This is a genomic window from Stappia sp. ABD4_338 (assembly GCF_056312175.1).
The window spans coordinates 3,321,733-3,342,765 of the sequence record NZ_CM149982.1 but is presented as its reverse complement, the minus strand read 5'-3'; the positions used below and the strand labels follow the sequence as shown (position 1 = coordinate 3,342,765).

Genomic DNA, 21,033 nt, shown 5'->3' with positions numbered 1-21,033 from the left:
CCGTGCATGTGGATCGTCGCCCTTGTCTTCGCCGTGCTGCTGCTGAGCGGCACCGCCTTCGCCTATCTGATGGGCGCGGTGTCGGTGGTCTCGTTCCTCGTCGCGGACAAGGCGCCGTATCTCTCGATCCTGCCCCAGCGCATCTTCGCCCAGCTTGACGTCTTTGCCTTCATGGCGATGCCGCTCTTCATCCTGACGGCGGAGATCATGAGCCGGGCGGGCGTGACCCGCAGCCTGATCGATTTCGCCCTGTCGCTGGTCGGCCGGTTTCGCGGCGGGCTCGGCCACGTCAACATCCTGACCTCGGTCTTCTTCGCCGGCATTTCGGGCTCCGCCGTGGCGGATTCCGCCGCCCTGTCGCGCACATTCGTGCCGGCGATGGCCGAGCGTGGCTACGACCGGGTCTACGCCGGCGCGGTAACGGCCGCCTCGTCGATGATCGGGCCGATCATCCCGCCCTCGATCATCATGATCATCTACGGTGGCCTGACCGGCGCCTCGGTCGCGGCCCTGTTCGTCGCGGGCGTCGTGCCGGGCCTGCTGCTCGCGGCCGCGCTCATGCTGCTCAACGCGGGGATCGCGCACTGGAAGGGGCATCCCGGCGGCAGCAACGAGGGGATGCCGCGCTTCTGGCCGAGCCTGTTGCGCGCCGCCCCGGCGCTCTGCCTGCCGGTGGTCATCCTGGGATCGCTGGTCTTCGGTTTCGCGACGCCGACGGAAGGTTCCGCGCTCGCCGTCCTCTGCGCGCTTCTCGCCGGCAGCTTCTACGAGGGGATCCGCTTCAGGATGCTCGTGGAGGCTCTCGAGGCGACGGCGAGGCTCACCGGCACGATCTTCATCATCCTCGCCGCGATCTCGGTGCTCGGCTATCTCGCCGGCCAGATGGGCTGGTCGCAGGCGCTTGCCGGGTGGGTGGAGAGTTTCGGGCTGACCGGCACGCGTTACCTGTTCTTCCTGCTTGCGGTGTTCCTCATCGCCGGCATGTTCATGGACACACCCGTCGCCCTGTCGCTGCTCGTGCCGCTCTTCGCCCCGCAGGCGCTGGCCCAGGGCATCGACCCGGTGCACCTGGGCATCGTGCTGAGCTTCAACCTCTGCATCGGCCTCATCACGCCGCCGCTGGGCAAGTGCCTTGTGGTCGTGGCGGCGCTGACCGGGGTCAACTACTGGCGCCTTGCCGTGGCGACGCTGCCTTTCGTGGCCGTGCAGGTTCTGCTTCTGGCGGCTCTCGCCTATTGGCCCGAACTGAGCCTGGCGTTGCCGAGCGCCTTTGGATTTTCCGTGAACTGACCGACACTCAAGAGACGTGGGACGTATGGGAGGAATGAGGATGAACTTCAAGATTGCCGCGCTCGCGGCCGTACTTCTCGCCGCCGGGCCTGCCCAGGCCGAGGTGAAGATCGCGCTCGACACCAAGCCGGATCTGGAGACGTCGGGCTCCTACAACTGGGCCCACGCCTTTGGCGAGGCGCTCACCGCCGCCGGCATGGAGGTGCGCGAGATGCCGCGCGGGTCCATCGGCGACGAGGCGGAGAAGCTCGACCAGCTCTCGCTCGGACTGCTGGAGGTCTCCCTGTCCGACGTGCGCTCCGTGGGCCAGATCGATCCCTTCATCTACGGTGTCCGCCTGCCCTACATCTTCGACGACGTCGATCACATGTACCGGGCCCTGGACGAGGGCAATGTGCTCGACCGGGTCAATGAGGCGATCGCCGGCCAGGACGTGAAGCTCCTGGCGCTCGTTCCGCTCGGGCCGTCCTCGGGCATCATCACCACGTCCAAGGCGGTGCGCTCGCCCGCCGACATGCAGGGCCTGCGCATGCGCGCGCTCGACGACGCCCAGATCGCGCTCTACCAGGCCTGGGGCGCGTCCGGCGTGATCGTGCCCTGGTCGGATGTGCCGGCGGGCCTGCAGACCGGCATCGTCGACGGCTACCTGAACTCCGCCTTCGTGCCGATCATGTTCGGCCAGACCGACATCGTGAAGAACTTCTCCGACGCCGGCGTCATCATCCCGCTGCGCGCGGTGATGGTCTCCAAGGGCTGGTACGATGGCCTGTCGGACGAGGATCGTGCCACCGTCGACAAGGCGGTGGAGACGGCCGATACGGCGACCCGCGCCTGGCTCGACCGCGTCGCGGTGAGCTCGCTGGAGGCGCTCGAGGCGGCCGGTGTCACCGTGCAGCGCCTGAGTGCGGAAGAGCGTGCCGCCTTCCGCGATCTCTCGAAGCAGGTCTACACCTCGGACCTCATGCCGGCGGACGCGGTCAAGGCCTGGACCGACCTCACCGGCAGCACCCGCTGATCAAGGGCGTGGGGCCGGGTCGTCCGGCCCCCGCATCCCGCCGCAGCGGCGGGGCACGACGAGGAGCATGAGCAGATGCGCGGTTTCGTCATTGGCCTCAGCAACGCCATTCACGCGGTTGCCCGCCGGGTCGCGGTGCTGGCGATCGTCGTGATGTTCGCGACCGTGATGCTTCAGATCATCGCCCGGTATGTGTTCGATGCCCCGCCCGTGTGGACCGAGGACATCGCGCGCTACATGATGGTCTGGACCGGCCTGCTGGGGGCCACGCTGTCCTTCAAGGACCGCTCGGATGCGGTGCTGCTGAACAACGTGTTTCCGCGTCGCCCGCGCCTGTTCGCCTTTCTCGCCGAGGCCATTCGCAGCGCCGCCGTCATCACGTTCGCCGGGCCGGTGCTGTGGTACAGCTTCATCGGCCTGCGCGGCGGCTTCGCCAAGGGCTATCTCGCCCGCCAGGCGACGCTGACGGCCGACACGCTCGGCATCCCCATGGTGTGGATCGCCGTGGCCGTGCCGCTCTCGATGGCCATTATCCTGGTGCATCTGGCTGCCCGCTGGGCGGAGCCGGAGACGACCTGACAGCCTCGCCGCGTCGTGCCGCCTCGGGCGGCGCGACGGCGACGGCTCACGCGGCCTTGTCGAGTGCGGCCCCGTCCGGCGCGTCGAGCAGCGCGTGCACCCGTCCGCGCACCTTTTCCGCGGCTTCCTCGCGCACCGGCCCATAGCCGCGGATCTCCATGACGAGCGTCAGGATCTCCTCCGTTCGGGCCGGCCCCAGGTGGTCGTGGTCGCGCGCGAGCCTTTCCAGAAGGTCCTCGAACCATACGAGAAGCTCCCGGTCGAGCTTGCGGTCCGCCGTGCGCGCGAAGGGATCGAACGGTGTGCCGCGCAGTCCCTTCAGGCGCGCAAGCACCTTCAGCGCCGGCGTCATCCAGGACCCGAAGCGGCGCTTGCGCGGACGCCCGCGAGCGTCCACCCCACCAGGCAGGAGCGGTGGCGCGAAGTGGTAGGCCACCTTGAAGTCGCCCTCGAAGGTGTCCTTCAGCCTGTCCTGGAACCCGGTCTGCGTGTGCAGGCGCGCGACCTCGTATTCGTCCTTGATCGCCATCATCTTGAAGAGGCTCCGCGCGGCCGCCGCCATGAGGCTGTCCGGCGCGTTCGCGCCGAGGCTCACGCGGAAGGCGTCCAGGCGTGCCAGATAGCGGCGCGCATAGGCGCGGTTCTGATAGCCCTCAAGGAACTCCGCCCGCCGGGCGATGATTTCCTCCGCCGTTTCCGCGAACCGGGTCTTCGGGCGCAGCGCGCGCGTCACCGCCTCGGGACGCGCGGCAAGGAGGCGCCCGAGCTCGAAGGCCCTGAGATTGGCGGGAACGGCGGTGCCGTTGAGTTCGATAGCCCTTTGCATGGCCGCGTGGCCGACCGGCACCATGCCGCGCTGCCAGGCGGCGCCCAGCAGGATCATGTTGGCGAAGATCGCGTCGCCCATGACCTCTTCCGACAGCCGGTTGACGTCTTCCGCCCACAGGTTGTCGGCGCCCACCGTCTGTGCCACCAGCACCTCGCGTTCGTCGATGCGCAGGCTCGCGTCACGGTCGAGCACGATGTCGCCGGTGGGGATCTCGGCCCGGTTCAGGACGGTCCGGCAACCGTCCCGCAGAAGCTGCGAGGCCTTGGGCGAGGAGGCGACCACCGCGTCGCAGGCGATTGCCGCGTCCGCCGAGCCGTTTTCGATCCTCACCTGGTTGATCGCGTCCGGCGTTTCGGCAAGACGCACGTAGCCGAGCACGGTTCCCCATTTCTGGGCGAAGCCGGTGAAATCGAGCACGCTCGCGCCCTTGCCCTCCAGATGCGCGGCCATGGTGACGAGCGCGCCCAGGGTGACGACGCCGGTGCCGCCGACACCTGCGACCAGCAGGTCGAACGGCTCGTCGAGGGACGGCATCTCCGGGGCGGGCAGGGTGCTCGCGAGGCCGGCGATGTCGAGGTCGAGCCCGCTCTTCCTGCGCCGTTTTGCGCCTTCCACCGTGACGAAGCTCGGACAGAAGCCGTTGAGGCAGGAAAAGTCCTTGTTGCAGGTGGACAGGTTGATCTGCCGCTTGCGGCCGAATTCGGTCTCAAGCGGCTCCACGCTCAGGCAGTTGCTTTCCACCGAGCAGTCGCCGCAGCCCTCGCACACGAGGTCGTTGATGACGGCGAAACGGTCCGGGTCCTCCGCCGTGCCGCGCTTGCGCCGGCGGCGTTTCTCCGTGGCGCAGGTCTGTTCGTAGATGAGCACGCTCACGCCCGTCACCTCGCGCAGCTCGCGCTGCACCGCGTCCATCTCGGAGCGGTCGTGGAAGGTCGTTCCGAAGGGAAACTCGCTGGCTGCGAACTTCGTCAGGTCGTCGGACACGAGCGCGATCCGCTCCACCCCTTCCGCGCGGCAGGTCTGGGCGATGCCGGAGACGCTGACCGGCCCGTCGACGGGCTGGCCGCCGGTCATGGCGACCGCGTCGTTGTAAAGGATCTTGTAGGTGATGTTGGTCCTGGCCGCGACCGCCTGGCGGATGGCGAGACTGCCCGAATGATACCAGGTGCCCTCGCCGAGGTTCTGGAACACGTGCCTGTTGCCGGAGAAACGGGAGGCCGCGACCCAGGGCACGCCCTCGCCGCCCATCTGGGCATAGCCGGCGGTGTTGCGGTTCATCCAGCTCGCCATGACATGACAGCCGATGCCGGAGTTGGCGGTGCTGCCGTCCGGCACCTTGGTGGAGGTGTTGTGTGGACAGCCGGAGCAGAAATAGGGGGTGCGGGTCGCGCCGGGCAGCGTCAGGCGCGGCACCGGGCGGCTGGTCAGGGCCCTGGCCCGCTCGGGCAGGTTTTCCCCGGGAAAGAACCTGTCCAGCCGGTCCGCGACGATCGGGGCGAGCGACAGCGGGCTCAATTCGCCGGTCCAGGGGATCAGCGGATCGCCGGCCGCGCGGTGCTTGCCGACCATCTTCTCCGGCTTGCTGCCCGGCCAGTCGTAGAAATATTCCTTGAACTGGCTCTCGATGATGCCGCGCTTTTCCTCGACCACGAGGACCTCGCGCTTGCCGCGCACGAAGGCGAGGGCGTCGCGTCGCGCCAGCGGCCACACCATGCCGACCTTGTAGATGTCGATGCCGAGCCGCCGGCATGCCGCCTCGTCGAGACCGAGCAGGCGCAGCGCCTCCATCAGGTCGAGATGCCCCTTGCCGGTCGTGACGATGCCGAAGCCCGCGTCCTCGATGTCATAGATGCGGCGGTCGATCGGGTTCGCCTCGACGAAGGCCTCGACGGCGGCGAGCTTCGCCTCGATGCGCGTCTCGATCTCCGCGCTCGGCAGGTCGGACATGCGCACGTGCAGTCCGCCCGGCGGCGGCGTGAACTCAGGCAGGGTGAAGGCCCGGTCGCCGGGCAGTTCCACCGACTGGCCCGATTCCACCGTCTCCGAGATCGCCTTGAAGCCGACCCAGGTGCCGGAGAAGCGCGACAGCGCCAGTCCGTATTCGCCGAAGGAGAGATATTCCGCGACCGTGGCCGGGTTCAGCGTCGGCATGAACCAGGACATGAAGGCCACGTCCGACTGATGCGGCATGGAGGAGGAGACGCAGCCGTGGTCGTCGCCGGCGACCACCAGCACGCCGCCCTTCGGCGCGGAACCATAGGCGTTGCCATGTTTCAGCGCGTCGCCGGAGCGGTCGACGCCCGGTCCCTTGCCGTACCACATGGAGAACACGCCCTCGACCTCGCAGAGCGGGTCAAGACTCGCCTGTTGCGCACCGAGAACCGCCGTCGCGCCGAGGTCCTCGTTGACGGCGGGCATGAACTCGATCTTCTCGCCCTTGAGCAGGTCGCGGCAGCGCCACATCTCCAGGTCGACACCGCCGAGCGGTGATCCGCGATAGCCGGACACGAAACCGGCGGTCTTCAGCCCGGCCGCGCGGTCGCGTCGTGCCTGGTCGAACAGGACGCGCACCAGCGCTTGCGTGCCGGTCAGGAAGACACGGCCCGTGCGGCGGGTGTAGCGGTCGGAAAGCCGGTACGCGTCGAGATTGCGGGGGTCGACTCCCATGGCAACATCCTCCCGAAGTGTCTGGATCGCCCAAGGATCTACCGGTTGAACTGAAAAATCTGACCAAATGGCCGGGAAATCCTGTAATGTTCCGGCATGGTATTTCAGGTTTTGGTTTGTTTATGGAAGAGGTGACCGAAGGCAGCCTCGGTCGCGCGGATCTGAAGCTCATCGAGCTTCTGACGCGCGACAGCCGCATCTCCAATGCCGACCTCGCGCGCGAGGCGGGGCTTTCCCCGTCGTCCTGCTGGCGGCGGGTGAAGGCGCTTGAGGAGGCGGGCGTCATCCGCCGGTTTTCCGTCGTTCTCGACGAGGAGAAGCTCGGGCTCACCTTCAAGGCCATCGTGCATGTGCATCTGACGCGCCATGATCCCGAGCAACTCGCCGGTTTCATCCGCGCGGTGCAGACCAAGCAGGAGGTGCGCGAGTGCTACGCAACCACCGGCCAGGCCGACTACCACCTGGTGGTCCAGTGCCGGGATCTCGCCGCCTACAACCGCTTCCTCGAGGAATTCCTGTTCCGCCTGCCGGCGGTCGCCAGCGCCCAGACCAACCTGGTGCTGCGCTCCATCAAGACCCGGGACGGGATCTGAGGAGAGGGCGGGGCGGCAGCCCGCCGGCCGCCGCCCGTCCCGGTCGCGTTCTCAGGCCGCCCGGCACCCCGCCGGCACCGGCCTGTGGCTTTCGTCGACGGCGACCATCACGAAGCGGCCCGTGCCGCAGGCGCGCCGTTTCCCGGTCAGCAGCGTTTCCGCCTGCAGTTCTACGTCCACCGTCATGGAACTGCGCCCGGTGGCGGTGATGCGCGGCCGAAGTTCCAGCACCTCTCCGGCGCGCACCTCGCTGGTGAAGTCCACCCGCTCGCCAGCCCGAAGCACCACCGGCTTGCGGCAATGCCGGGTCGCGGTGACGAAGGCGGCCTTGCCCATGGCGGCGAGCGCCTCTCCGCCATGCAGGGAGCCGTAGTGGCTGGTGAGATCGGGAAACACCATCTCGACCATCGCCGAGGCGTCTTCCGCATCCGGCCGAACCTCGCGCATCGGCGGCAAGCGGCCGCCGAGCCCCGCAAGGCGCTCGCCGACGCCGACCATGTGGAACGTTCCGCGTCCGACGCGCCGTCGCTCGCCGGACAGCAGCGCCTCGGCGACGAGGTCCACCTCCACCGACAGAGAGGTCCGCCCGACGCGCGAGACACGGCCCGTCAGTTCGATGATGTCGCCAAGCGTCGCGGGCGTCTCGAAGTCGATGCGCTCGCAGGAGGCGGTGACGAAGTCGACGGGAGCGTGGCGCGCGGCGGTGATGAAGGCCACCTTGTCCATCTGCGACAGGCCGACGCCGCCGAACAGGGTGCCGTGGTGGTTGGTGTCGCCGGGAAAGACGATGTCCACCAGCCGCGTTGTGGCGGGCGCGCTCATTCGGCCGCCTCGCTGAGTTCGGCGCGGATCTCGCGCGCCGCCGCAACCATGTTGGCAAGGGCGGCCCGCACCTCCGGCCAGCCGCGCGTCTTCAGGCCGCAGTCCGGATTGACCCAGAGCTGGTCGTCGGCAAGCCGTTCTCGGGCGAGGCGCAGCAGCTCCGCCATTTCCTCGACCGGGGGCACGCGCGGCGAGTGGATGTCGTAGACGCCCGGGCCGATCTCGTTGGGATAGGCCCCAGCGCGGAATGCGCCGAGAAGCTCCATGTGAGAGCGCGAGGTCTCGATGGAAATCACGTCCGCGTCCATCCCGGCGATGGCATCGAGAATGTCGTTGAACTCCGAGTAGCACATGTGGGTGTGGATCTGGGTCTCGTCCGAGACCACGCAGGCGGAGAGGCGGAAGGCCTCAGTCGCCCAGTCGAGATACGCCGGCCAGTCGTCCTTTCGCAGTGGCAGCCCCTCGCGCAGCGCGGCCTCGTCGATCTGGATGATCCGCGCGCCGGCGGCCTCCAGGTCGCGCACCTCGTCGCGGATCGCCAGCGCGATCTGGCGGCACACGGTCTCGCGCGGCAGGTCGTCGCGCACGAACGACCAGTTCAGGATCGTGACGGGACCGGTGAGCATTCCCTTGAGCGGCTTGCACGTCAGCGCCTGCGCCTGCTGCCACCTTGCCACGGTCATCGGCTTCGGACGGGCCACGTCGCCATAGACGATCGGCGGGCGCACGCAGCGCGACCCGTAACTCTGCACCCAGGCGTTGCGGGTGAAGGCGAAGCCCGACAGCCGTTCGCCGAAGTACTGGACCATGTCGTTTCGCTCGAACTCGCCATGGACCAGAACGTCGAGGCCGATCTCCTCCTGGAAACGGATGGCCCGCGCGGTCTCCTCCGCGAGGAAATGCTCGTAGTCGCCGTCCGAGAGCCTGCCCCTGGCGTGGGCCGCGCGTGCCTTGCGCACCTCCGCCGTCTGCGGGAAGGACCCGATCGTGGTCGTGGGAAACGCGGGCAGGTCGAGGAGCCGCCTCTGTCGTTCGGCGCGGTCCGCGAACGGGCTCTCGCGCCGGCTCATCCGTGGGGTGACGGCGGCAAGTCGCGCGGCAACGGCTGCGTCATGCACGCGCGGCGAGGCCGCGCGCGACGCCACGGCGGCGCTGGAAGCGGCAAGGACCTCGCCGACCGCGTCCCGTCCGCTTTGCAGCGCCGTTGCGATCACCTGCAGCTCTTCCATCTTCTGCACGCCGAAGGCGAGCCAGCTCGCGATCTCGGGATCGAGGTCGTCTTCCTGAGCCAGATCGACCGGCACGTGCAGCAGCGAGCACGACGGCGCGATCTCGATCCGGTCGGCCCTGCGGGTCGCCAGCACCGGCTCCAGCCGGTCGAGCAGGGCGGAAAGGTCCGTCCGCCAGACGTTGCGCCCGTCCACGACCCCGAGAGACAGCAACATCTCGCGCGGCGCCCTTTCGACGAGTGGGACGAGCTGTCCGGGTGCGCGGACCAGGTCGGCGTGCAGGCCGGCGACCGGCAGCGAGACGGCAAGGTCGAGCGCGTCGCCAAGCGGGCCGAAGTAGGTCGCCAGCAGGACGCGGATGTCCGGCACCGCGCGTGCGAAGGCCGAATAGGCCCGGTGCAGGGCGGTGTGCGTCGGGGCGTCGATGTCGCCCGCCAGGCAGGGTTCGTCGATCTGCACCCAGTCGGCGCCGACCTCGGCAAGCCGTGCGAGAAGATCCGCATAGACCGGGACAAGCCGGTCGAGCAGGGCGAGCGGATTGACGTCGGGCGTCACCGCCTTGGCCAGCTTGAGGAAGGTGACGGGACCAAGCAGCACCGGTCGTGTGTGATAGCCGAGCGCCTTGGCCTCCAGGAAATGGTCGAGCGGCTTGGTGTCGGCAAGCGTGAAGCGCTGGTCGCCGGTGAGTTCCGGCACGAGATAGTGGTAGTTGGTGTCGAACCACTTGGTCATTTCCAGCGCCGCGACACCGCCTTCCCGGGGTGTGCCGCCGTGTCCGGCATGGCCGCAGCCATCGGCGTCCGGGCTGCCGGCGCTTGAGGTGCCGCGTGCCATGGCGAAACGGGTTGCGAGCGGCACGGGCCCGCCCGACCAGCCGAAGCGCTCGGGAATCGCGCCGACCATGACCGCCGTGTCGAGCACGTGGTCGTAGAGCGAGAAGTCGCCGCTCGGGATCTGGGTGATGCCGAGCGCGTGCTGCCGCGCCCAACCGGCCGCGCGCAGGGCGGCGGCGGTCTCCTCGAGCGCCGTTTCGTCGAGACGGCCGGCCCAATGGGCCTCGAGTGCGGATTTCAGCTCGCGGCGCGGACCGATCCGCGGGACGCCGAGCGTGGCTGTTGCCAGGGAATGTATGGGAAGCGAAACGGAAGCCATCGGCTTGAACCCCAAATGTTGGGGGCAAAGGCCGAGCGGACGTGTGCGGACACGTGAGCGGAAGGAGCCTCCCGCACGGCCGCATACGCACCACCGGGACACCCCGCCCAGGGACGATCATGATGACGTGGCAGGTCTCCTGGCTCGCGGGTCGTCGCGCGCATCCTGCCTTCCCGGGGGTGGCCGTGGCCGGTCCCAGTGGCGTGAACGGATGCGGGCTCGCCGCTTACAGTTGCGGGGGCAGCTCCGGCCTTGCCATGTCGCCATGGCGCACCGGATTCCCTCTTGGCCGTCACGACACCGGCAGGCGGCGCGACGGAACCACGACGCCACCAGACTGCGCCCGTCGTTCGCTCCTGTCAAGATGATATAAAGGAATGTTTATGTGTTTATATTGATCTTGAGGGCCGGTGCGGAAACCCTGTGTCCCGCGTCTATTTCCCGTCCAGGGCGAAGGCGGCGAGCACCTCGCCCACAAGCGGATTCGGAAACCGGCGATGCAGCGTCACGGCAAAGAAGCGCTCGCTGATTCCCTCCAGCCGATGCAGTTCGGCCAGTGTTCCGGCCGCCAGTTCGTCCCGCACCACGATCGGGGCGAGCACGGCAAGGCCCACCTTCTCGCGCGCGAGAAGACGCAGCATGGCCATGTCATCGGCTTCTGCCGCGATCCTCGGCACGACCCCGAGCCGACCGATCAGCACGTCGAAGGACGCGCGCAGCGCCGCCTCCGGTGTCGGCAGGATGAGCGGTTCGCTTGCCAGCAGGTCGGCAAGCGCGCGGCCCGCGAACTCGGGCGGTCCGACAAGGCTCACGGGCTGTTCCGAAAGGGCGTGCACCAGATAGGGGCTCGCCGCATCGCGTCCGGGCACCAGGTTCGTCAGCACCACGTCGAGCGACAAGGCCTCGAGGGCGCGCAGCAGGTCCGCCTGTGAGCCCGAGCGCAGGATCACTTCCACGTCGGACCGTCCGGCAAGCGGCATCAGGAAGCGGAGCTGGAAGTTGCGCGACAGCGTCGCGAGCGCGCCGACCCGCAGTGCGCGCCGCACATTACCCGTGTTGCGCAGCGTGGCCGTCAGGTCGTCCGCCGTGCGGAAGATCGCCTCCGCGTGGTCGAGGGCGATCCGTCCGGCCTCGCTGAGCACGAGGCCGCGCCCGCGCCGCTCGAACAGGTCATGGCCGAGCGACGCCTCCAGCGCCTTGATCTGGGTCGACAGGGCGGATTGCGACAGGTTCAGCTCGCGCGCCGCCCCGGTCAGCGTGCCCTTGCGGGCAACGGCGCGGAACAGGCGCAGGTGATGCAGGTTCAGAACGGACATTGTTCTTATATATAGAACGATATCGAAGATAATATGTAATTTTTTGAAATCGTTCGAAACGTTATTGGCATGGGCACCGCTCACTTCCGAGGACGCCCCGCCATGTTCGTTTCGCTTCCGCTCTCCCTGCTCGCACCGTCGGTGCTGCTTGCCGCGGCGCTTGTCCTTGCCGTGCGTCCCGGCCGCCGGCCGACGGGCATCGGCTGGCTGCCGCAGGGGGCCGCGCTTGCGGCACTGGGGCTGGCTCTCGCCGCCCTGTGCCAGGAGCTTCTTCACGGTCCGCTGCAGGTGTCGTTCGGCGCGGAGCCGCTGGCGCTTGCCTTCACGCTCGATGGAGTGAGCGCGGCAATGACGCTGCTTGTCGCCTTCATCGGCTGGGTGGTGATGCGCTACGCGCGCAGCTACCTCGACGGGGAAGCCCGCGAAGGGCGGTTTCATGCGCTGATGCTTGCCGTGCTGGCGGGCGTGCTGCTGCTCATGCAGGCCGGCAATCTTGCCGTGTTCGTCCTTGCCTTCGCGGCGATTGGCACCGGGCTGCGTCGCCTCCTGCTGTTTTACCCCGAACGCGCCGCCGCCCGGCGCGCCGCGACCAAGTTCACCCTCGTCTGGCACGCAGCCGACGCCATCCTGCTTCTTGCCGCCGTTTTGCTGGTCGCCACCTTCGGCTCCGGCGATCTGGACGCCCTTTCGGAAGCGGCAAGCAGCGGGCCGCTTCCGCTCACGGGTCATGTCGCGGTCGCGCTTCTGGCGCTTGCCGCGGCACTCAAGACGGCCTCCTTTCCGCTGCACGGCTGGCTCACCGAGGTCATGGAGGCGCCCACGCCCGTGTCGGCGCTGCTTCACGCCGGCATCATCAACGCGGGCGGCTATCTTCTGGTGCGCACCGCTGACCTCATTCAGGCAAGCCCGGGCACCATGGCCGCGCTTGTCATGCTCGGCGGGCTGACGGCGCTTTTCGGCGCGGTGGTGATGCTCACGCAGAGCGCGGTCAAGACCGCGCTGGCCTGGTCGACCGTGGCGCAGATGGGCTTCATGCTGCTCCAGTGCGGTCTGGGCCTCTGGCCGCTCGCGCTGCTGCACATCATCGCCCACTCGCTCTACAAGGCCCACGCCTTCCTCTCCTCCGGCGGCGCCGTGCGTGCCGTGGCGGCCCAGCGTCGTCCGGGGCCGGTGGCGGTGCCGAGCCTTGTCGCGGTTCTCAAGTCGTTCGCGCTCGCCGTCGTGCTCTATCTCGGCGTTGCCGGCGTGTTCGTGCTGCTGGCCGGTCCCAAGAGCGCCCAGGCTCTCGCGCTGGGCACCATGCTGGTCTTCGGCGTCGCCTATCTGGTGGCGCAGGGGCTTGCCGACGCGGCACCCGCCGCGCTCACGCGGCGCACCGCGCTGGCCTCGCTCGCCGCCGCCGCTGCCTATTTCACCTTCCATCTCGTCGCCGACGCCTTCTGGGGCGCGCATCTGCCGCCCGTTCCGCAGGCGGGGGCGCTCGAGTGGGCGCTCATCGTGCTTGCGGTGCTCTCCTTCGCGCTGGTGGCCTTCGCCCAGGCTCTGTTCCCCCTGTGGGCGCATCACCCGGCCGCAGCGGGGCTGCGCGTTCATCTGGCCAACGGCCTCTATCTCAATGCGCTCCTGGACCGCCTGATCGGCGGCTTCGGACTGGCGAAACCGCACTGACTGAAAGGAAGACCATCATGTTCAGGACCGTCAGCCAGATCGCACCGTCGCGGGCTTCCGGGCTGCTTGCCGCCGCCGAAAGCGCCGTTCGGGCCGTTCCCCCCGCCTTTCCCCTTGAGGCCACCGTCGCGGTGAACCCGTTTCTTGGCCAGAGCGGGGAGGATCTCGCGACCGCCTCCGCACGTCTTGCGCGGGTCGCCGGTGTCTCGCTGACCCGCGCAAGACGTGAGGTCCTTGGCGACATCGAGGCTGGAAAGATCACCGACGGCGACCTGCGCGATGCCCTGGCCGCGTCATCCTCGCCGCTCAGGCCGCATGACGTCACCGCGCTGAAAGAGGCGGCCGCAACACCCCGGCCGGTTCCCCGTGCCCTGCCGAGCGTCGCCGATCTTGCCGCCGAGGCGAGCGGCATCGACTGGCCCGCCGTGATCGAGCGCACCGTCGGTCTTTGGGCCGGCGGGCACTTCGACAGGGGGCAGGCGTTGTGGTCGCCCGGCAGCGGGCAGGGGGCCTATGCCGCCTGGCAGTCGTTCGCCACGCGCGATCTCACACCCGAGATCGCCGGACTGTCGGGCTTTTGCGCCCATGTCGCCGCCGCCCCCGACACGCCCGAGCGCGCGGTCCTGAGCGCCTGCGAGGCGCTGGGCGTGAGCGAGGCGGCGGCGCCGACGGTGTTCCACCGGTTGCTCACTGATCTTGGCGGCTGGGCGCTGCATGCACGCTGGCTGCTCTGGCAGGCGGAACTCGACGGCGGCAGCGATCCGACGCCGGGCGACCTGCTGGCCATCCGTCTGGTGTGGGAGGAGGCGCTGCTCGCCCATGTGCCCGAGGTCGCGGCGCGGTGGCGCGAAACGCTTGCCGCTCATGAAAGTCCGGTGACCCCGGATCGGGACGCGGTCGTGGATGCGATCCTTCAGGAAGCGGGCGAATGCGCCCACCAGCGGCGGCTGGCGGCGGCCCTTGCGCCCGCGCCGCGCCGGAACGTGCGGCCCGTGCTTCAGGCGGCCTTTTGCATCGATGTGCGCTCCGAGGTGTTTCGCAGGGCGCTGGAGGCACAGGCGCCGGGCATCGAGACGCTGGGGTTCGCCGGTTTCTTCGGCCTGCCGCTGGCGCACACGGCACATGGTTCCGACGAGGTGGAGGCGCATCTTCCCGTGCTGCTGAAGCCGGCTCTTGCCTCCACCAGCCAGACCGACGCGCCGGGGGAGGCGCGCAAGCGCATCGGCGCGCGGGCGGCGCGCGCCTTCGGCCGGTTCCGGCAGGCGGCGGTGTCCTCCTTCGCCTTCGTCGAAGCGGCCGGCCCGCTCTACGGCGTGAAGCTGGTGCGCGACGCGCTCGGCCTCGCGGGCAACGGGGACGCGGGCGGTGAGCCGGCGCCGCGCCTGCTCGACAATCTGGACGGCGAGGCGAAGGCGGATCTCGCCGCCAGGGTGCTGGGCGCCATGAGCCTGCGCGGGGGCTTCGCGCCGCTGGTGCTTCTGGTCGGTCACGGGGCGAATGTGACGAACAATCCGCACGAGAGCGCCTATCACTGCGGGGCCTGCGGTGGTCATACCGGAGAGGTCTCCGCGCGGGTACTCGCGGCACTTCTCAACGATGCGGAAACGCGCAAGGGGCTTGTCGTCCGTGGCATCGAGGTGCCCGGAGACACGCGTTTCGTCGCCGCCCTGCACGATACGACCACGGACGAGGTGACCCTGCACGATGTGCCCCGGCCCGGCGAGCCTCACGCATCCGCGCTCGACGAGGTCAGGCACTGGCTCGACGGGGCTGGGAGCATGGCGCGGGCCGAACGTGCGGTCCGCCTTCATGGCGCGACGCCGCGAACGCTTGCGGCAAGGGCGGCGAACTGGGCGGAACTGCGGCCCGAGTGGGGGCTTGCCGGTTGCGCGACCTTCATCGCGGGTCCGCGTGCGGCAAGCGCGGGTGCGAACCTCGGCGGTCGCGCCTTCCTGCACAGCTACGACTGGCGGGCGGACGAAGGGTTTTCAACGCTCGAGCTTCTGCTGACCGCGCCCGTGGTCGTGGCAAGCTGGATCAGCCTCCAGTACTACGGCTCGGCCGTGGCACCGGAGGTCTTCGGCGGCGGCAACAAGCTGATCCACAACGTTGTCGGCGGGATCGGCGTCGTGGAAGGCAACGGCGGTCGGCTGCGGCCAGGCCTGCCCTGGCAGGCGGTGCATGACGGCGAACGGCTGGCCCATGAGCCGCTGCGGCTTTCGGTGCTGATCGAGGCGCCCGAAGAGGCCATCGGAGACGTGCTGGACCGTCACGCCGCGGTGAAGGCGCTGTTCGACAACGGCTGGATGCACCTCTTCGCGACCCGGGAAGGGCGTCTCCATGCCCGCTACCGGCCGGGCGGCACCTGGAGCAGCGACGGCGCGGCGACACTGGCGGCGTGATGCCGCCCGTCAGTTGCCGCCCGTCAGGCGCCACCCGCGAGCCGGCCGATCCGCAGCCCGTCGATGAACCCGTCGCGCAGGAGAGGAAGTTCCGCCGCCACCGGCTTGTCCTGGACCATCTCGATCATCCCGGTCGGCTTGACCGAGAAGTCCGCTGCGAAGAGCGCATGCGAGTAGAGCAGCATTGCATGGATGCTCCATTGCCGGTTTTCCAGCGTCTCCCGCGCCGCGCCGTTGGCAAGAGGTGCGCCCGCCTTGCCGTTTGCCTTGCCAGGATCGATGTCCCCCGCCGCGTCTTCCTCCTCGAAGCGCAGCGGGGCGATCTTGTCGGCAAGCCCGTCGGGCATCCGGTCGCCGCGCCAGCGCTCTTGCAATTGCTCCTGCGTTTCCACGACGGAAAATGGGCCGTCCTCGCCATGCACGCAGCCGCAGAAGAAGTGCAGGTAGGAGGTCGCTTCCTCCCGGTCGGTCAGCCGCAGCGGGGAGCGGGCGGCCCCGCCTGCCGCCGGCGCGTTCCAGCCCCCGGCGTTGAACTCGTGGATGCCCGGCGACGTTCCGTTGATCTGCAGCGCGTGCGTGGTGCCATAGACCGCCAGATGCGAGATCTCCGTCCCGTCGGCCTCCCGCAAGAGGATCTCCACGGCGCGGAATCCCGGGTAGTGAAGAAGCTCGGTGCTGCGCGCGGCGACCGCGCGCACCGCGAGCCCGGCCGGCAGGGTTTCGGGAAAACAGGCATGGGCAAGCCGCACGGCCCCTCGCAGTCCGGTGCGCGCGTCCTGCCAAAGGGCTGCGAAAAGCGGCGGCACCGGCCATTCGGCATCGTCGTCCGGCGGGTTGGTGAGGTCGGGCAGGTCCGGCAGCGTGTCGGGGACCGGTACGACCTTTTCCGACTTCATCGGGCGCGGGGTTGCCTGAACCCGTGCGGGGGCGGGTGCGCTCGGCAGGCTCCCGAGTTCCGCCGCCAGCTTTTGGTGCTCGGGGTGATCCTCCGGCAGGATCCCGAGAACGAACGTCAGGGCCTCGGCCAGAGGTGCTCGTGCACCGCGTGCCGCGAAATGGCGCAGCCGGTCGAGGTCGGCGAACATGTCATCCGTGTCCCGCGCGGTCCTGAGCCGGTCGAGCAGAGCCCGGCCGACCGCGTCGTTCAGGGCCTTGTCGTGCGTATCGCTCATGGGCGAGGCTCCTCCGCTTCAAGCCAGTCCGCAGGATCGCCGCCCGAAAGGATATCGAGGCGGGCAAGTGCCGCGCGCGCCGCCGTCAGGGCGCCGTCATATGCGTCGATCAGGGCATGCGCGTCCTTGCGCTCCGTCCCGTTCCGGTAAAGCCGGGCGACGCCGGCCGGCCCGAGGGGCCGTGTGCGCACGAGCCGGTCCCTGAAACGGTCGAGCATGACCGGGCTGGAGACGAGCCCGCCCGCGAGCGCCATGCCACGATAGGCGAGGGCCGCCTTGCGCAGGCTCTCCGCGTCGGCCAGTTCCCTGGTTGGCAGGAGTGCGTCGATTTCGGCGAGAACCTCCTCCGCCCGCTCCGCCAGCAGCAACTCGGCCCAGACCGTCACGGTCGCGTTCATGAGATCATCGGAAAGCCCGTCGCGGGCTGCGAGCATCTTCATGTAGCGTGCCATGGGTCCCGGCATCCGCACGGGCCAGAGCGGCGTGCCCACGTTCGCCTGATGCGCGAGAAGGCTGGAGCGCGCCCGCTCGCCGACGTTCCGTTCCAGAAGGTCGATCAGCCTGTCGACCTGTTCCTCGTCGATCCGCACATGGGGGGAGACCTTGCCGAACACCCAGACCCAGAGCAGGTATCCGAGATTGGAGAAGGAGGGGATTCTGAAGGTGTCGCCTTCCAGGCGACCGCTGTCCAGGATTTCGGAAAAGATGCGCAGGATTTCGCGGTGCCGGACCCGTTGTGCCTCCGTCCAGCTTTCTTCCTCCGGCAGCAGGACGAGAGGCTGGGTGAGCCCGGAGAGCACCTTGACCGAAAGGGAAAGGGTCGGAAGATTGTCCGCCGTCTGGCGAAGCACAATGTCCAGGATTTCGTCCGGCAGCGGCAGGATCTCGTCAAGGGCCTCGAAGGCGCGCCTGTTGACCATGTCGAGTGCCGATCCCAGGTAGCTTCGCAGGTCCTTCTCGCTCGTGTCTCCGTCGAAAACCACGCGCGACACGAGCCGGCCGAACACCCGGTCCACGAGGACCAGGTCATCGGTGATGTCCACGTTCTCGTCGGCTTGCAGGGCCTTGAGGAGCGAGACGAGGAAGTTCCCGTAATAGGCGAGAAAATGCCCGGCGCGCACGGGCGTGAGTTCGTCGAAATGCTCGATCACGTCCGCGATCTGGCGCGAGATGTCGAGATAGTCCTCGAGCTTCGTGTCCCACTCTGCATAGGTGACGGCGACAAGAAGGCCCGAAATCATGGTCAGGTCGTCGCTCTCCGTTTCCGGTCGGAGACGGTCGAGGAGTTCGGCCCGGAACGTGGCCAGGGTTGCGGCCTCGTCCTCGGTGCGCGGCGCCGGCCAGTAGCCGCCGGCGTTCTTGTCGTCCCGCTTTGCCCAGTACGCGGAGACGAGAACGTTGCGCAGGACCTCGACGAAGGGGGACCGCTCGACAAGCGGGGTCTTGCAAAAGACGTGAGGTTTTGCGCGCTCCATCAGGCCGGGCAATCGCTTGACGACAAGCGCGATCACGTCATCCGGCGGCGGCGTGAAGGCGCCCGGCGGCGTGTCCTCGCTGTTTCCGGCCAGGCCCGAGAACCGCCGGCTGATCGCGGGTTCCTCGTCTTCGGCCTCCGCCTCGGTGTCCGTGGAGAGGTCCTCGACGAGAAGGTTCGGGTTGACGACATTCGCCGCCACCTCGCTGAGGCGTTTGAGGATCTGGCCATAATGGCCCCGGATCTCGGCATCCTCGTCAATATGCGCGCCGAGTTCCTCCCCGAAGCGATCGGCAAGATCGAACATGCGCGACAGCGCATCGACCCCGATCCACTCCGACCGTGCATGGTAGGACGTGTCGCGCGAGATGTTGCGCAGCAGGCGTGCCCTTGCCCGCGCGGCGCGAAGGTCGTGGAGCGGAACCGGGAACCAGTTCGCCGCCTGCATCCGGCGGGGATAGTCCAGCGCCGTCAGCCGCAGGAAGTTGCCAGTCCGGTCCGGGTCGATCCCCCAGGCCATCTCGACGATGTCTCCGCTTCCGCACCACAGCGCCCGGTCGATGCCGAGATCCTCCCAGGACATGAGCAGGAAGCACTCGCCGATCAGGTCCGGTTCCAGGGTGGGAAAGGGGTCCACCACTCCGCCCTTCATCTCCCCGCGTCCGCCGGCCATGGAAACGACCAGTCGGTCGCGTATCGCGTGTTCGCTTCGCCGCCTTGCGCTGGGCAGAAGGTCGGCGATGTCCTCGTCCTCCTTCGCCAGCGTTTTCAGGAAGCGTTCGATGTCGGTCCGCTCCCGTTCGCCACAGGCCGTGCAGATCCGCATGAGGTTTGCGTGGACGGTCACGATCTCGTCCACGGTCTCCAGCGAGGTGCTGCCCGAGCCTGCCCGGATGCGCCAGTAGTTGCGCCACTGCCCTTTCAGGTAGCTGGAGAAGAGCTGGAAGCGCGCGCTTTCCTGGTCCTCGCCGCTCTCCGTCCCCTCCAGCGTGCCGCGTTGCATCGCATAGGCAACCATGATCGCGAACAGGGGTCTCATTTCCTCGTCGAACCGCTTCAGCGTTTCGAGAAGTGCTCCATCGTCCGAGGTCTCGACTTCGTCCTCGTCGTGGGCTTCAGCGGTTCGGCGGATGCGCGCGCGCATGAGCGCGAGCGTTTCCTCCTGGGTGAGATGCTGCAGGAGCATCGGGTCGTCCTTGCCGAACATTTCCCCGTCCGCCAGAAGCCGGTCGGCGCTGTTGCCGCCAAGGGAGCGGATGTCGTCCAGGATCCTGTCGTCGGGCCGCCGCAGCAGCAGGATGATGCGCACGGGCGGCCCGCCCCGGCGCGCCGCCTCGCGCGCATGGTCCACCCAGCCCTTCATGAACTCGGGGATCCTGTCCTGGTGACCGACCGTGTAGTCGATGACGATCAGCACGGGTTCGGTGATGCGATCCTGGTTCTCGCGCGCGAACCTGGGGTTCGAGAGCAGGCTGTCCGAGGCAAAACCCGCCAGCCGGAAGCGGGCGAGGTTTCGATGGATGATCTCCTGCGCAAGGCGGCTCTTGCCCGTTCCCGCCTCGCCGCAAATCGCCATCCAGCGAAAGGCGTCTTCCGGCTGGCGCAGGGTCTCGGGAAAATCCAGGAATTCCGCCTCGATGCGGCGCAGCTTTTCCTCGCGCCCCAGGAACTCGTCGCCGCGCTCCGAATAGTGGAACTGGACGGCGCTTTCCTCGCCGTTCGCCGGGCGTGACACGGCGTTCTCCGGGGTGCGGAACATGTCCTGGAACGTCGCCCGGCCCTTTGCGTCCAGGAGCCATGCGACGGACAGGATCTCCGAGAGCTGACGGCTCCTGTGCGCGTCATTGCGAATGAGCATCTGCAGTCGTTGCGAGTCGGTGCGCTGCCGGAGCATCAGCTCGTTGGCCTCGGCGCGCGCCTCCTTGCGGAAGGCCTCCAGATCGCCTTGGAGGGTCGCGACCTTCTCCGTGTTCCAGGAAAGCCGGTTCTGGACCAGGATCACGTGAAGCGCCGGGTCGTCCTTCATCTCCTGCGCGAAGAAGAGCGGAAACAGAACGCTCCAGTCGGCTCCCTCGCCGGTAAACCGGGGCGCCAGACAGGTCTGCACATGTTCGCCAAGGTCATGACGCAGCCGGCAGGCATCGACCGTGACCCTCAGCATGATCCCCGCCAGTGCCTGCATGGCCGGCGTCGCGGCCGTCCTGGTCCCGGCGATACGGGCGATCACATGCTCGATGTCGTCCTTTTCCGCGTGTAGTGCGTCCATCCGCGTTGCGGATGCATCGAGATGGGCCTTCAGCCGCGCCTGTCTGCGGGGAGTGTCCCAGCCGTCATGCCGGTAGAGCCGCTGCAGCACTTCCAGCTCGCCTCTCGCCGCCTTGAGGCCCCGCCTGATCTGCTCCGCAACCGCCTCGAGGGGCTCACGGCTTCCGCTTTCCGCCTGAAACATCCATGCCAGGTCGTCGCCGGACACACGGCTCATGACGCTCAATGTCGCGTTCACCGCCGCGCGCCGCAGTCCGCGTTCCATGGTGTGGTTGGTGGGGAGTTCGCCGGAGCGCTGCCGCTCGGCGATGAGCCGGCCCACCGCCGCGCCCGACTCCGTCGTGCCGAATTTCAGGACGTCGTAGAGGCAGTCGCCGGCGAGGTTCTCGAGCACCTTGGTCGTGACCAGACCGGCAACGGCTGCGGAAATCGGCTCGAGCATCGGCAGGCCCCCCACCAGCGCAATGGTTCAGTCGAATGCCATGATGGTACAGCGTTGCCGTGCGCCTTCAAGCGGCAATGCGATGACCGGTTGCAGACAGTCCCGGGCAGGGCGGCGC

Annotated in this window: 12 protein-coding genes and 1 riboswitch; of the genes, 6 read left to right on the top strand and 6 right to left on the bottom strand. The window is 68.4% G+C overall.

The features are described 5' to 3' along the window. Positions 1 to 6: 6 nt before the first annotated feature. The 3 genes from ACYX4S_RS15035 (at position 7) to ACYX4S_RS15025 (ending at position 2,884) form a co-directional block, all read left to right on the top strand. Positions 7 to 1,290 (top strand): TRAP transporter large permease, encoded by a 1,284-nt coding sequence (locus tag ACYX4S_RS15035; RefSeq protein ID WP_476360781.1) that lies wholly within the window; start codon positions 7 to 9, stop codon positions 1,288 to 1,290. A 40-nt stretch (positions 1,291 to 1,330) separates the two neighbouring features. Further along, positions 1,331 to 2,305 (top strand): TRAP transporter substrate-binding protein, encoded by a 975-nt coding sequence (locus ACYX4S_RS15030; RefSeq protein WP_476360780.1) that lies wholly within the window; start codon positions 1,331 to 1,333, stop codon positions 2,303 to 2,305. 75 nt (positions 2,306 to 2,380) lie between these two features. Continuing rightward, on the top strand, positions 2,381 to 2,884 hold the full coding sequence (locus ACYX4S_RS15025; RefSeq protein WP_293722435.1) for a TRAP transporter small permease: 504 nt from the start codon (positions 2,381 to 2,383) through the stop codon (positions 2,882 to 2,884). Between the two features lie 46 nt (positions 2,885 to 2,930). Here ACYX4S_RS15025 and ACYX4S_RS15020 read toward each other — a convergent pair whose 3' ends face one another. Continuing rightward, positions 2,931 to 6,380, bottom strand: coding sequence for an indolepyruvate ferredoxin oxidoreductase family protein (locus ACYX4S_RS15020; RefSeq protein ID WP_476360779.1), 3,450 nt, complete (start codon positions 6,378 to 6,380; stop codon positions 2,931 to 2,933). A gap of 122 nt (positions 6,381 to 6,502) precedes the next feature. Between ACYX4S_RS15020 and ACYX4S_RS15015 the strand changes: the two genes are divergently transcribed. Then, positions 6,503 to 6,973 carry an Lrp/AsnC family transcriptional regulator gene (locus ACYX4S_RS15015; protein ID WP_476360778.1) on the top strand — a complete coding sequence of 157 codons (471 nt, stop codon included), beginning with the start codon at positions 6,503 to 6,505 and terminating at the stop codon, positions 6,971 to 6,973. A 51-nt stretch (positions 6,974 to 7,024) separates the two neighbouring features. Here the strand turns inward: ACYX4S_RS15015 and ACYX4S_RS15010 are convergent, their stop codons facing one another. From ACYX4S_RS15010 to ACYX4S_RS15000, 3 genes are all read right to left on the bottom strand, one after another. Then, positions 7,025 to 7,795 (bottom strand): acyl-CoA thioesterase, encoded by a 771-nt coding sequence (locus tag ACYX4S_RS15010; protein ID WP_476360777.1) that lies wholly within the window; start codon positions 7,793 to 7,795, stop codon positions 7,025 to 7,027. Beyond that, positions 7,792 to 10,176 (bottom strand): 5-methyltetrahydropteroyltriglutamate--homocysteine S-methyltransferase, encoded by a 2,385-nt coding sequence (metE, locus tag ACYX4S_RS15005; RefSeq protein WP_476360776.1) that lies wholly within the window; start codon positions 10,174 to 10,176, stop codon positions 7,792 to 7,794. Before metE ends, ACYX4S_RS15010 begins: the two co-directional genes overlap by 4 nt. Before the next feature lie 112 nt (positions 10,177 to 10,288). Continuing rightward, a riboswitch (cobalamin riboswitch) is annotated at positions 10,289 to 10,517 on the bottom strand. Between the two features lie 93 nt (positions 10,518 to 10,610). Continuing rightward, entirely contained in the window at positions 10,611 to 11,492 is an 882-nt protein-coding gene (locus ACYX4S_RS15000) for a LysR family transcriptional regulator (RefSeq protein WP_476360775.1), read from the bottom strand. Positions 11,493 to 11,594: 102 nt separating this feature from the next. On the opposite strand from ACYX4S_RS15000, the gene ACYX4S_RS14995 reads away from it, so the two are divergent. Beyond that, positions 11,595 to 13,160, top strand: coding sequence for a proton-conducting transporter transmembrane domain-containing protein (locus ACYX4S_RS14995; RefSeq protein WP_476360774.1), 1,566 nt, complete (start codon positions 11,595 to 11,597; stop codon positions 13,158 to 13,160). 17 nt (positions 13,161 to 13,177) lie between these two features. Further along, complete coding sequence (locus tag ACYX4S_RS14990; RefSeq protein WP_476360773.1) at positions 13,178 to 15,562, top strand: YbcC family protein; 2,385 nt, start codon at positions 13,178 to 13,180, stop codon at positions 15,560 to 15,562. A 23-nt stretch (positions 15,563 to 15,585) separates the two neighbouring features. Here the strand turns inward: ACYX4S_RS14990 and ACYX4S_RS14985 are convergent, their stop codons facing one another. Both ACYX4S_RS14985 and ACYX4S_RS14980 read right to left on the bottom strand, forming a co-directional pair. Next, the gene (locus tag ACYX4S_RS14985) at positions 15,586 to 16,734 is read right to left on the bottom strand and encodes a hypothetical protein (protein WP_476360772.1); all 1,149 of its coding nucleotides are present in this window, start codon (positions 16,732 to 16,734) and stop codon (positions 15,586 to 15,588) included. Then, positions 16,731 to 20,915 carry a hypothetical protein gene (locus ACYX4S_RS14980; protein ID WP_476360771.1) on the bottom strand — a complete coding sequence of 1,395 codons (4,185 nt, stop codon included), beginning with the start codon at positions 20,913 to 20,915 and terminating at the stop codon, positions 16,731 to 16,733. The genes ACYX4S_RS14985 and ACYX4S_RS14980 overlap by 4 nt, the downstream gene beginning before the upstream one ends. Between the last annotated feature and the right edge of the window lie 118 nt (positions 20,916 to 21,033).